Source organism: Staphylococcus sp. HMSC055A09, assembly GCF_001809655.1.
Classification (GTDB): Bacteria; Bacillota; Bacilli; order Staphylococcales; family Staphylococcaceae; genus Staphylococcus; species Staphylococcus capitis.
On sequence record NZ_KV798369.1, the window covers coordinates 1,108,999 to 1,122,314 of the forward strand.

Below are 13,316 nucleotides of genomic sequence, written 5' to 3' on the forward strand. Positions count from 1 at the left end.
CCAGTTATTTAATCTTTTGTTTTAATGCATTAGCTAGATTATCAAATTCAGCCCAACTATATACAGAGACACCTGAAGCATTCGGATGTCCACCACCACCAAAATCATTTGCTACATCATTAATAGTGATTTTACCCTTTGAACGAATTCGACATCTAATTTGGTCTCCTTCATCTACACCAAACATCCAAATTTTCAAACCTTGAATATCAGCTATAGTATTTACAAATTGAGATGCTTCATTAGGTTGAATATTATATTCCTCTAAAATATCGCGAGTTATTTTAACCTGACAATAACCCACATTGTCTAATTCGAAATTCTGTAAAATGTAACCTTGGAAAGGTAAAAGTTTAGGATCTTTCTCTGACATTTTATTTAGTTCTGCATTAGGGTCAAAAGGAAAGGCAATTAATTTACTAGCCACTTCCATTGTGTGCGGAGTGGTATTGTTAAATAAGAATCTTCCTGTATCTCCCACAATGCCCAAATATAATACACGTGCAGTTTTTTCGTCTATAATACGCTCATCGTTAAAATGTGTAATAAAATCATAGATAATTTCACTTGTCGAAGACGCCTCTGTACTCACATAATTAATGTCGCCATATTGGTCTATCGCTGGATGATGGTCTATCTTCAATACTTTTAAACCATTCTGATAACGTTGGTCGTCAATACGCGGAGAATTTGCAGTGTCACAAACGATCACCAATGCTTCTTTATAAACTTCATCTGAAATTTCATCAAAAGTACCTATAAATTCTAAAGATGGTTCATTTTCTCCGACTGCATAAATATGCTTATTTGGATATTTAGCCTCTAAATAATATTTAAGTCCTAATTGTGATCCATAAGCGTCAGGGTCTGGTCTAACATGACGATGGATGATGATCGTATCGTTTTGTTCAATTTCTTGCATCATATCATTCATAATATTCTTCATTTTAAATTACTCCCTTAAAATACTCATTTATTGCTCAAAAGCCTTCAAACATTTGACAAATTACTAATGCGTTTGCAACCTTTTCTTTATTATTAATCATTGTTACTTCTAACTTAGCAAAATTTCTACCAACATCTAGCATTTCATAATGAACATCGATGGATGATTCAATAGGTACAGTTTTGATATAAACTATATTTAAGTTTTCAATCATTACATTACCTTTTTTGTACTTTCTCATCTCATGTCTAATCGTTTCTTCGATAATGCCCACAAATACTGCTTTACTTAATGTGCCATAATGATTTGTTACTAAAGGAGAAACATCAACAGTAATTCCATTTGAATTAATCGTAATATGCTTAGCAATTTGATCATTAATTGTATCACCAATTTGCGGCTGTCTTCCTAAAAGTTGCATTGACTTCAATACATCCTGTCTATTAATTACACCAATAGCTTTTTTATTATTATTAGTTACAGGCAGTAATTCAATGCCTTCCCATATCATCATATGCGCACAACTAGCCACTGTATTGGTAAGCTTTACACTAAGAGGATTACGTGTCATTATTTTCCCTAACTCATCCTCTTCATTCATATTAATAATTTCTCTACTTGTAACTATTCCTACTAATTTAAAATCTTCATTCACTATAGGAAATCTAGTGTGCCCTGTATCATTTGCTAACTTTTTATAGTCATTAATTTTCATGTCATCAAATAATACTGATAACTCATTAATAGGTTTGACAATATCCTCTACGACAAGAATTTCTTTACGAATTTTTTGATTATACATTGCTCTATTAATAATATTAGCGACTAGAAATGTATCATAACTTGATGAAATAATGGGCAGTTCGTGCTCATTTGCATATTCAACGACTTCTTTAGAAGGCTGAAATCCACCAGTTATTAATATTGCAGTGTCTCGTTTTAAGGCTTCCATTTGAACATCTGCACGGTTTCCGACTATAAGCAATGTGTGACTTCCAATATATTTTAAAATATCTTGAAGTTCCATTGCTCCTATCGCAAATTTGGATACAGTTTTTCCTAATCCCTTCTTACCACCTAAAATTTGACCTTCAACAATGTTAGCAATTTCATTAAATGTTAAATTGTCTATATTATCCCTATTACGTTTCTCAATTCTTACTGTACCTACACGATCAATTGTAGCAACAATGCCAAGTTGACCTGCATCTTTAATTGCTCTATATGCTGTACCTTCAGAAACATCTAAAACTTTTGCAATCTTTCTAACAGAAATTTTAGAACCTACAGATAGTGATTCAATGTAATTTAAAATTTGCTCGTGTTTAGTCATCAAGTTACCTCTTTATTTCTATTGAACAGTGATAGCATTATTATAACTTTTAACCTCAAAAAAATCATGGCACAACTTCACTTAAAGTAAATTGAAATTCAAAACGATATACATAATTACTTTTTTATTTAATTTTGAATAGAAAAATGAATTTAAATGGAAATTCCATTAAAACTCTATTAAAATAAAGTTGAGGAGGGATGTACTTATGTATAAACATATTTTACTTGGTGTAGACACTCAATTAAAAAATGAAAAAGCATTAAAAGAAGTGTCTCATTTAGCTGGTAAAGATACAGTTGTAACTATTCTAAATGCTATTAATGAACAAGATGCTCAAGCTTCTATCAAAGCAGGAGTTCACTTGGATGAACTAACTGAAGAAAGAAGCGAACGTTTAGAGAAAACAAGAAAAGCATTAGAGGACTACGGTATTGATTATGATCAAATCATTGTTAGAGGAAATCCTAAAGAAGAGTTATTGAAACATGCTAATAGTGGTAAATATGAAATTGTTGTTTTAAGTAACCGTAAAGCTGAAGATAAAAAGAAATTTGTACTCGGTAGCGTAAGTCATAAAGTAGCTAAACGAGCTACAATCCCTGTATTAATCGTTAAATAATTAATAGAAATTCCCGATTCTTCTTAAAAAGTTTAAGAATCGGGAATTTTTTATAAACATTAAATTATTCAAAACATCAAATTAAAATTCAACTGATTGACCTGGCTCTAGAATTTGAACTTCACCTACATTAACAGCATCCTTAAACTGATTTGGGTCCTGTTCGATTAATGGGAAAGTATTGTAGTGAATTGGTACACTGATTTGCGGTTTAATTAATTCATTTATCGCATAACTTGCGTCATCAATGCCCATTGTAAAGTTATCTCCAATAGGTACGAAGCATACATCAACAGGATGTCTATCTGCAATTAATTTCATATCACTAAATAAGCCAGTATCTCCTGTGTGATAAATCGTTTTACCTTCAGCTTCGATAACAACTCCCATTGGCATACCTAAATATACTGGAATACCATCTTCATGTGTAAAACTAGAGCTGTGGAAAGCTTGAACAAATTTTACAGTACCAAAATCGAATTTAGCTTTACCACCGATATTCATACCATGTACATTTTCAACACCGTGATAAGTTGATAAGTAACCTTGTAATTCCGCAGAACCAATAACTACAGCGTGGTTTCTGTTCGCTAGTTCAACTACATCACCAAAATGATCTTCATGTCCATGAGTTAAAATAATGTAGTCTACATCTAAAGTTTGTTCATCTAAATCGCATTTGTCATTTCCAGAAATAAAAGGATCGACAATTACTTTTTTACCATTTCCTTCAAAATAGATTGTTGATTGACCATGAAATGAAAGTTTCATTTATATAGCCCTCCTCAAATTTTATCTGTAATCATTATACCCTAGCTACTCCCTCTTATAACACTGTATATCAAAATGACTACAAACATGTTTTTCATGATTCGATTTTTGAAAACTAAGACTATTTAGAATAAAATTAAATTACATCAATACTATGGAGGCAAATTAAAATGACTAAAATAGATGAAATCATTAAAGTCTTACAACAACAAAATGCAGATGCAGCCTGGATTACGACGCCACTTAATATTTACTACTTTACTGGATACCGTAGTGAACCTCATGAACGTTTATTTGCCCTACTTATTCAAGCTGATGGGGAGCCAGTACTATTTTGTCCAAAAATGGAAGTAGAAGAAGTAAAAGCTTCTCCATATGAGGGAAAAATTATTGGTTACCTAGATACTCAAAACCCCTTTGATTTATATCCTCAAACGTTTACTACATTACTGATTGAAAGTGAACATTTGACTGTTAAACGCCAACGTGAATTATCTCAAGCTTTCAATGTACAAGTTTATAGTGATATAGATCAATCTATTAAAGATTTAAGAAACATAAAATCCTATGAAGAAGTAACTAAAATTAAGAAAGCCGCTGAATTAGCTGATAAGTGTATAGAAATCGGCGTCGCTTATTTAAAAGAAGGTGTTGAAGAACGAGATGTCGTGAATCATATTGAAAATGAAATAAAAAAATATGGTGTTAACGAAATGAGTTTTGACACTATGGTACTATTCGGGGATCATGCTGCTTCTCCTCACGGAACACCTGGTAATAGAAAGTTACAACAAAATGAGTATGTTTTATTTGATTTAGGTGTTGTTTACGAGCATTATTGTAGTGATATGACGAGGACGGTAAAATTTGGTAACCCTAGCGAAGATGCTCAAAATATTTATAAAACCGTATTGAAAGCTGAGCAATCTGCGATTGAGGCTATCAAACCTGGAGTAATGATTAAAGACATTGATAAAATTGCTCGAGATATTATTAGCGAAGCGGGATACGGCGACTATTTCCCTCATCGATTAGGCCACGGCTTAGGATTAGAAGAACACGAATATCAAGACGTTTCCAGTGCCAATGAGAACCCTTTAGAAGCGGGAATGGTGATAACTATAGAACCAGGCATTTATGTCCCTGATGTTGCAGGTGTTAGAATCGAAGACGATATTCTAGTGACTGAAAATGGATATGAAATCCTTACAAAATATCAAAAATAATAATTTAAGCATAATAAAACTCGGCTAAGTTAGTACCTAGCCGAGTTTCTTTTTAATTATTGATTAAGCGCATCTTCAACAGAAGTATATTCTAAGTTAAACGCTTCAGCTACACCCTTATTCGTAACATGACCTTTGTAAGTATTTAATCCTAAGGATAACGCATGATTTGATTTAAACGCTTCACGATAACCTTTATTAGCTAAAGTTTGCGCAAATGGTAATGTAGCATTATTTAAAGCTAATGTTGATGTACGTGGTACAGCGCCAGGCATATTAGCCACAGCATAGTGAACAACACCATGTTTTGTATAAGTAGGATCGTCATGTGTAGTAATTTTATCAGTTGTCTCGAAAATACCACCTTGGTCAATAGCGATATCTACTATCACTGATCCTGCTTTCATTTGCTTAATCATATCTTCAGTGACTAAGTTTGGAGCTTTAGCACCTGGAATAAGTACAGCACCAATAACTAAGTCACTATCTTTAACGAACATTTCAATATTTAGTGGATTGGACATAATTGTATGTACCCTTCCATTAAATAAGTCATCAAGTTCTTGTAAACGTTTTGGATTAACATCAAGCACAGTGACATCAGCGCCTAAGCCTAAAGCAATCTTAGCTGCGTTAGTACCGGCTTGACCTCCACCTATAATTGTTACTTTCCCTTTAGGTACACCTGGTACGCCACCGAGTAATATTCCCATGCCGCCGTTAACTTTTTGTAAGAACTCAGCTCCGATTTGAGTTGACATTCTTCCGGCAACTTCGCTCATAGGTGATAATAATGGTAATGATTTATCAGGTAATTGCACTGTTTCGTATGCAATACCAATAACTTTATTATCTACTAAAGCTTGAGTTAATTTTTCTTCATTAGCTAAATGTAAATAAGTGAAGAGAATTAACCCCTCTTTAAAGAATTGATATTCAGATTCTAATGGTTCTTTAACTTTGACTACCATATCTACATCCCATATTTTCGCCTGTTCAGATACGATCTCTGCTCCAGCTTCTTTGTAGTCAACGTCTTCAAAATATGAACCTAGTCCTGCGTTTGTTTCAACAAAGACTGTATGTCCTTGCTCTACAAGTGCATGTACGCCACTTGGTGATAAACTCACTCTGTTCTCGTTATTTTTTATCTCCTTTGGAATACCAATTTTCATTCCATCCACCTCCTCTTACATCCTAACGCGAAAGTATTGAAAGCGCAATCATAAAAAATACACAAATTTGTAATTATTGATAATTAAATATTCTGTCAATTATGTTAAAATAGAGTTAAGAAACATGAAGGGGGCACGAGCGATGATTACGTATAAAAATATTTTAATCGCAGTCGACGGTTCACACGAAGCAGAATGGGCTTTTAATAAAGCTGTAGGAGTTGCTAAACGTAACGATGCAAAATTAACAATTGTAAATGTAATCGATTCAAGAACATACTCTTCTTATGAAGTCTATGATGCTCAGTTCACTGAGAAATCTAAACATTTTTCTGAGGAGTTACTTAAAGGTTATAAAGAAGTAGCTTCAAATGCAGGAGTAAAAAATGTAGAAACACGTTTAGAATTTGGCTCACCTAAAGCGATTATCCCTAAAAAATTAGCACATGAAGTAGGTGCTGATTTAATCATGAGTGGTACTTCAGGTTTAAATGCTGTAGAACGTTTTATTGTAGGTTCAGTATCAGAAGCAATCGTACGCCACGCGCCATGTGATGTTTTAGTTGTACGTACAGAAGAAATTCCTGAAGATTTCCAACCACAAGTAGCTACGCCTAGATTACGTGAAAGATATCAAGATTAAATTTAATATTTAAAAGTAAGAATATATTCATTTAATAGCCTATCAACGTCATTATAAAAGTCGTTGATAGGCTTTCTTAATTTTATTTCTCTCTCTAGTTAAAAATTAAAAATCGCATAACCATTCATATGGTTATGCGATCACAAGTTATACTTTTACCTATTAATCAATTATTAGTTTCAGTGTTAACACTTTGTTCTTCGGATGATTCCTCTTTTAGTCCACCATATTTGATAACGTCACGAGAAATCATAACTTCCTCGTCAGTTGGTACAACCAATACTTTTACTGGGGAATGAGGATAGTTAATATACCCTTCATCTCCGTGAAGACTCTCATTTTTCTTCGGATCCCAATATACACCCATAAATTCAAGTCCCTCTAGAACTTTACCTCGAATAATATGAGAATTTTCTCCTATACCAGCTGTGAATACAATTACATCAACGCCATGCATTCTAGCCGCATAAGAGCCAATGTATTTATGAATCTTCGATGCAAATAAATCAAGTGCTACACGTGCACGATGACGTCCGTGTTTAGCTTCTTCAGTTAAGTCTCGTAAATCACTTGACGTACCAGTTAAACCTAGTAAACCGGATTCTTTATTCAAAATATTTAATACTTCGTCTGCATTTTTACCAGTCTTTTCCATAATAAACGGAATCAACGCTGGGTCTAGATTACCTGAACGTGTACCCATTGTAACACCTGCTAATGGAGTGAAACCCATAGATGTATCAATTGATTCTCCGCCATCAATCGCAGCTATTGACGCACCATTACCAATGTGACAAGAAATAATTCTTAAATCTTCGATCGGTCTTCCTAAAATGTCTGCCGCTCTTCTTGATACATACTTATGACTTGTACCATGGAAGCCATATTTACGAATGCCATAATCTTCATAATAATGATAAGGTAAACTGTATAAATAAGCTTGTTCAGGCATTGTTTGGTGGAAAGATGTATCAAATACAGCTACATGAGGAATATTTGGTAATAACTTTTTAAAAGCTCTTATTCCCATTAAATTAGCTGGGTTATGCAGTGGAGCTAACTCACTTAACTCCTCAATTTGAGTCTCTACCTCATCCGTTACAACTACTGATTTTGGAAATTTCTCTCCCCCATGCACTACACGGTGACCTGTTCCTTCAATTTCATTGATATCTTCAATCATGTGATGTTCTTTAAAGCTTTCTAACATAATATTAACTGCTTCTTCATGATCATTTATATCTCTAACGTCAGTAAGCTTTTCCCCTTCAACTACAATCGTGAAAATAGAATCGCTTAAACCAATACGCTCGATGACGCCTTTGGTTACTAACTTTTCTTCCGGCATTCTGATTAACTGGAATTTCAAAGATGAACTACCAGCATTTACCGCCAAAATTAATTTTGACATAGGTCATTGTCCTCCATCATTTGTTTAGTTATATTTTTCACACAGTTCATTTTATCATTATTACAGTTTGAATACTATATTGTTACAGATTATTTTTTTGTATGATTTGTGTCCATCCATTGATTTAATTCACTAATAAATCCTTGAAATTGCTGTGGATTTTTAAAATCAGGAATATTAGCTAATAAAACTTCAACAGGTTTAGTCTCTTGAGGTTGTTTTTTCTGTAAAATAAGTATAGATTTTCGTGCTTTTTCATTTTTAAATAACGTTGTTGGTAGATTTAAAAATGCTTGCATTTCAGTATCTGTAGCAATAAATTTTTCTAACTGTTTCACTTTATCTCCAGTAAAAATGTTACTTGGAACGACTAAAAACGCATAACCTGCCCCTTTTAATGCATTTATAGCTTGTTCAATTAATAAATAATGAGAGTAACTGTGCCCCTCATCAAAGCCAAGTTTCATTTCTTTACTACGCTCATCTACTGGATAATAGCCAATTGGGAAGTCTCCAATTACCACATCTGCTTCTTCTAAAGGCAGTGGCATAATAGCATCTTGAGGGTATACATCAAATGGAATTTCTAAGAAGTTAGCTAAATGTACACTTACTCTAGATAACACTGGATCTACTTCAATGAGATGATGCATCGTTGTTTTATCCGAAAGTACCTCCTTAACAGAAGCACTTAGGTGTCCAGCACCACTAGCGATATCAACAACATGCATCTCCTCTTTATCTTGCATGAATCGTTCAACTAAGAAACCAAGTATTAAACCTATTGAATCAGGAGTAATTTGGTGGTTTGCTTGAATATTCTCTTCTTGCATTAAACTTAAATATGCAAATTGAAATGCTTTTCTTCTATCTTGAAGTGTAGCTTGTTCGAGTAAATCTCTTTTATTGGTGTAAATTTCCTCCATAGCTAACCCTAAATTTTCAATGAAGCTTTGTCCATTCTCTTCATTTAAGGATTTAGCTTTTTCATCTAATGCATGGAATAAGCGTTCCATAATTGTATTTTCTTCAGTCATAAAAAACCCTCTCTAACCAAAAGTGCCCATTCATAATTTATAGAAATTAAACACTTTATCTAACTTTCAATTTCTTAAACAAGTATGGACACTTAGTTAATCACTGTCAATGATACGAATTCAACTTAAATGTTGCGATACGCTTCTAAAGCAGCATCAAAATCTGGGAAGTTAGTACCTTCACTAACAATTTCTTTATAAACAATTTTGTTACTTTCATCTAATACAAAAACTGAGCGTGCTAATAATCTTAATTCTTCCATAACTACCCCAAAGTTTTCACCGAAAGATAGGTCTCTGTGATCACTTAATGTAACAACATTTTCTAAACCATTAGACGCACACCATCTTTTCTGAGCGAATGGTAAATCAACAGAAATTGTTAATACTACACCATCTTCTTGAGATGCTTCTTCATTAAATTTACGTGTTTGTTGGTCACATACTCCTGTATCAATAGAAGGAACTACACTAATTAATTTCTTTTTCCCTTTATAATCTTCTAATGTTATTTGATTTAAACTATTGTCTAATACAGTAAAGTCGGGTGCAATGTCACCTTCTTTTACCTGTTGACCTGACAATGTAATAGGATCATTTTTAAAAGTAATTTCAGTCATTATGATGACCTCCTATATTTTAAGTATTTAATATTATCATACGACAAATTTTAGTAGTAATTCAATTTTTTAATGTAAACAATTTAATTTTCAAATGAGCATTAAACTCTTATACGTATCATTAATTACATATACATCCAAAAAAACTGACATCTAGATTAAACGAATAATCTTAACGTCAGTTACTAAAGATTAGTGCATCAACTGCATTACATAATCATATATATTTTTTAATATAAGGACTGCAGTTACTAAAATAAATAAATTTTTAACGTATCCAACGCCCTTTTTCAAAGCAAAATGAGCACCAAAATAAGAACCTACAATCATACTTAATGCCATAATGAATCCATAAGTAAAATTGACCTGACCTAGCATGATAAAAAGTAATAACCCACCAATATTTGATGCAAAGTTCAGAACTTTTGCATTACCAGCTGCACTTAAAAAGTCAAACCCAAACATGAGTAAAGTAAATAACATGAATGAGCCCGTACCTCCACCTAAAAAGCCATCATAAAATCCTAAAATGATAAACATGATTGAAAAAATGAATGCCTTAATAAATGTAAATGAAGTGAAGCTTCTGACACTACCCCAATCTTTTTTTACAATAGTGTATACAATAACTATCGTTAAAACGACAATAATGAGTGGCTTTAATATATTCGCGGGTAAATAAGTTGCTAAGATTGCTCCAGCTCCTGATGCAATAAATACAAATGGGAAAAGCTTCCCGACTACTTTTAAATCTACTTTTCCAGAACGTATAAATTTAAAAGCACTTGTTAATGTACTAAATGAACTTGCAAATTTATTGGTTCCTAATGCCATTGAGGGTGGTAAACCTACTGCTAAAAGTGCAGGAGTAGAAATTAATCCACCACCACCAACTACTGAATCAATAAACGAGGCGATAAACCCAAAAAACATAATAGTAACGATTACAGATAGATGCCAATCCACTTACTTCATTCTCCCCTTTATTATTTGATGGTTCGCTCGCCAATACTTAATTTTTAAAATAAATCTTCAATTAAAGCATCAGTTGATTGTTCTTTCTCACTTTTATAATTTTGATCGATAGTCATCGTTTCAATATTATCCACTGCTGTTTGAACCATATCATCAAAATTGAATACCCCTTCATATTTCTCAACTTTATCAAAGTCAGGTTCGGTTACAGGATTTTTAGGTGTAAAGATTGTACAGCAATCTTCAAATGGCTGGATAGATGTTTCATAAGTACCAATATCTCGAGCCTTTTTAATAATGTCTTCTTTATCGAGTGTTAATAATGGCCTTAAAACTGGTGTGGAAGTTACATGATTAATGGCATACATACTTTTTAGTGTTTGACTTGCAACTTGACCTAAATTTTCCCCATTAACGATGGCATTTGCACCAATTTTATGAACTAACGCATCGGAAACACGCATCATCATGCGTCGTGTTGAAGTCATTGTATATCGAGGGTGAACAACCTTATTAATTTGCTTCTGTAGTTCAGTAAAAGGAACAATGTGTAATTTAATAGGTCCTACACGCTCTGATAAAATACGTGTGAGTTCAATCACTTTATCTTTAGCTTTTTCACTAGTAAATGGTGGACTATGAAAGTGAATTGCCTCAATTGTAACCCCACGTTTCATTACTTCCATACCTGCCACCGGTGAATCGATACCGCCACTTAACATAAGTAACGTCTTGCCACCAGTTCCTACAGGTAAGCCTCCTGAACCTTGAATAATTTTTTCGAAGATATACACCGCATCCAAACGTATTTCAACTCTCACTTCATGGTCAGGTTGTTTAACATTAACCGAAACACCTTCAACATTCTTGAGTATTGCGCCACCAACTTCACGTTGTAAAGCATAGGTATCTAAATGAAAGGATTTATCTACACGTTTTACATCTATTTTAAAAGTAGAGCCTTCATCAAAATCACGAGCTAGCTGAATTGCTGCCTCATATATTGCTTCTTCTGTTTTATCGGTCTTAATCACAGGACTTATGGATTTAATTCCATAAACTTTAGTTAAACGATGAATAATTTCATTCATATCCGCATCTTGATCCATATCGACGTACATGCGATCGCGTTTACCTTTTACATGGTACCCTTGTAAGGGAATTAACGCGCGTTTTACGTTATCCTTTAATTGATTAACGAACATTTTACGATTTGTACCTTTTAACGTCAATTCACCATATCTTACGAGCAAATGATCGTAGTGCATTATTTTAACAACTCCTTAACTTCTTCATATACTTGTTCAAATACTTCTTTAAATCTTTGAATATCCTCTTCAGTTGTATGAACTCCCATAGATATTCTTATACTACCTTCTATTCTTGCATCAGGAACTCCCATTGCTAATAGCACTTCGTTAAGTTTCCCACGTTTAGATGAGCAAGCACTTGTTGTTGATATCATTACACCATGTTTTGAAAAAGCATTAACAAGCACTTCACCTTTAACACCTGGAAAGCTAACATTAATAATTTGGGGTGCACTATCCTTAGGGGAATTAATGTAAACGCCTCTAAATTCTTCTAAAAATGTTCTAACTGACTGATTCATTTTATTTAATTTACGACGGGCTTCATCTAAACGACCCATGGTAAGTTTGATTGATTTCACCATTGAAACAGCCATTGGCAAATTAACAGTGCCACTTCTCAAACCATACTCTTGACCGCCACCATGCACAACTGGCTCAATATTTTGTATATTTTTAATAATTAAAAGTCCTTGTCCTTTTAAACCATTAAATTTATGTCCGCTTAAACTCAAGCTATCAACACCATTTAAATCCATAGACACTTTCCCAAGTGCTTGTACAGCATCCACATGTAAATGTGCTCGTGGATAGTCTTTTAAGATATTAACAATATCTTGAATTGGTTGAATTTGGCCCATAATATTATTCACGTACATACATGTGACCAACCCAACTTTATCTGACATTAAAGATTTTAAATGTTCAGTATCAATTTTACCATCACTCTTAACATCAACATATTTAAGTTTAAAACCTTGTTTCTCCTCTAAATATCTCATCACTTCTAAAACAGAGGGATGTTCTAGAACAGAGGTTATAATTTCATTAGCTGTTTCCCTTTTCCTATAAGCGATTCCTTTAAGAGCCATATTGTTAGATTCTGTAGCACCACTTGTAAATACGATATGATACAGGTGATTTAAATTTAAAGCAATGTCTATTTCTTCTTTAGCTTGCTTCAGTACTTGTTCAGCTTGTAAGCCAGCTTGATGAGGGCTATTAGGATTGAAGTACAATGATTGATTCACTTTAACGAAGGAATCAATAACATCTTGATCAGCTTTTGTAGTGGCTGCATTGTCTAAATAAATCACTGATAACACTTCTCTTTCACTTTAATAAATTCTTTAATCGGAAAATGATTACCCCGAACGCTAATCATTTTATAAATTTGGATACTCAAGCATTATACTATTTTCTAGCAAAATTAAAAGAGAGCAAGACAGAAATGATTCACTAAGAAT

Annotated in this window: 13 protein-coding genes; 3 read left to right on the forward strand and 10 right to left on the reverse strand. The window is 33.3% G+C overall.

Translation table 11 applies throughout. The annotated features are described in order from the left end of the window. Positions 1-4: 4 nt before the first annotated feature. A complete protein-coding gene (locus HMPREF2642_RS10715) occupies positions 5-946 on the reverse strand; it encodes a DHH family phosphoesterase (RefSeq protein WP_049427452.1) in 942 nt (313 codons plus the stop codon). Between the two features lie 34 nt (positions 947-980). After that, the gene (locus tag HMPREF2642_RS10720) at positions 981-2,279 is read right to left on the reverse strand and encodes a DRTGG domain-containing protein (protein WP_049427451.1); all 1,299 of its coding nucleotides are present in this window, start codon (positions 2,277-2,279) and stop codon (positions 981-983) included. A 208-nt stretch (positions 2,280-2,487) separates the two neighbouring features. Here HMPREF2642_RS10720 and HMPREF2642_RS10725 point away from each other — a divergent pair, with 208 nt between their 5' ends. Beyond that, positions 2,488-2,901: a universal stress protein gene (locus HMPREF2642_RS10725; protein WP_002434753.1), complete on the forward strand. Its 414-nt coding sequence runs from the start codon at positions 2,488-2,490 to the stop codon at positions 2,899-2,901. An 81-nt stretch (positions 2,902-2,982) separates the two neighbouring features. Here HMPREF2642_RS10725 and HMPREF2642_RS10730 read toward each other — a convergent pair whose 3' ends face one another. Then, complete coding sequence (locus HMPREF2642_RS10730; protein ID WP_023350114.1) at positions 2,983-3,672, reverse strand: metal-dependent hydrolase; 690 nt, start codon at positions 3,670-3,672, stop codon at positions 2,983-2,985. Positions 3,673-3,842: 170 nt separating this feature from the next. Here HMPREF2642_RS10730 and HMPREF2642_RS10735 point away from each other — a divergent pair, with 170 nt between their 5' ends. Then, positions 3,843-4,898 (forward strand): M24 family metallopeptidase, encoded by a 1,056-nt coding sequence (locus tag HMPREF2642_RS10735; protein WP_049427449.1) that lies wholly within the window; start codon positions 3,843-3,845, stop codon positions 4,896-4,898. Positions 4,899-4,954: 56 nt separating this feature from the next. On the opposite strand, the gene ald is transcribed toward HMPREF2642_RS10735, so the two are convergent. Then, on the reverse strand, positions 4,955-6,073 hold the full coding sequence (ald, locus tag HMPREF2642_RS10740; protein WP_002469674.1) for an alanine dehydrogenase: 1,119 nt from the start codon (positions 6,071-6,073) through the stop codon (positions 4,955-4,957). A 142-nt stretch (positions 6,074-6,215) separates the two neighbouring features. Here ald and HMPREF2642_RS10745 point away from each other — a divergent pair, with 142 nt between their 5' ends. Next, positions 6,216-6,716 carry a universal stress protein gene (locus HMPREF2642_RS10745; protein WP_002434800.1) on the forward strand — a complete coding sequence of 167 codons (501 nt, stop codon included), beginning with the start codon at positions 6,216-6,218 and terminating at the stop codon, positions 6,714-6,716. 166 nt (positions 6,717-6,882) lie between these two features. Here HMPREF2642_RS10745 and HMPREF2642_RS10750 read toward each other — a convergent pair whose 3' ends face one another. The 6 genes from HMPREF2642_RS10750 to HMPREF2642_RS10775 form a co-directional block, all read right to left on the reverse strand. Next, positions 6,883-8,127: an acetate kinase gene (locus HMPREF2642_RS10750; protein ID WP_002434682.1), complete on the reverse strand. Its 1,245-nt coding sequence runs from the start codon at positions 8,125-8,127 to the stop codon at positions 6,883-6,885. Between the two features lie 89 nt (positions 8,128-8,216). Continuing rightward, positions 8,217-9,164 (reverse strand): class I SAM-dependent methyltransferase, encoded by a 948-nt coding sequence (locus HMPREF2642_RS10755; protein ID WP_002453444.1) that lies wholly within the window; start codon positions 9,162-9,164, stop codon positions 8,217-8,219. A gap of 125 nt (positions 9,165-9,289) precedes the next feature. Then, positions 9,290-9,784 carry a thiol peroxidase gene (gene tpx / locus HMPREF2642_RS10760; RefSeq protein ID WP_002434812.1) on the reverse strand — a complete coding sequence of 165 codons (495 nt, stop codon included), beginning with the start codon at positions 9,782-9,784 and terminating at the stop codon, positions 9,290-9,292. Between the two features lie 192 nt (positions 9,785-9,976). After that, entirely contained in the window at positions 9,977-10,750 is a 774-nt protein-coding gene (locus HMPREF2642_RS10765; protein WP_037549441.1) for a sulfite exporter TauE/SafE family protein, read from the reverse strand. Positions 10,751-10,803: 53 nt separating this feature from the next. Then, positions 10,804-12,027 (reverse strand): tRNA uracil 4-sulfurtransferase ThiI, encoded by a 1,224-nt coding sequence (gene thiI, locus HMPREF2642_RS10770; RefSeq protein WP_002453446.1) that lies wholly within the window; start codon positions 12,025-12,027, stop codon positions 10,804-10,806. Next, positions 12,027-13,166 (reverse strand): cysteine desulfurase family protein, encoded by a 1,140-nt coding sequence (locus HMPREF2642_RS10775; protein ID WP_049427440.1) that lies wholly within the window; start codon positions 13,164-13,166, stop codon positions 12,027-12,029. Before HMPREF2642_RS10775 ends, thiI begins: the two co-directional genes overlap by 1 nt. Between the last annotated feature and the right edge of the window lie 150 nt (positions 13,167-13,316).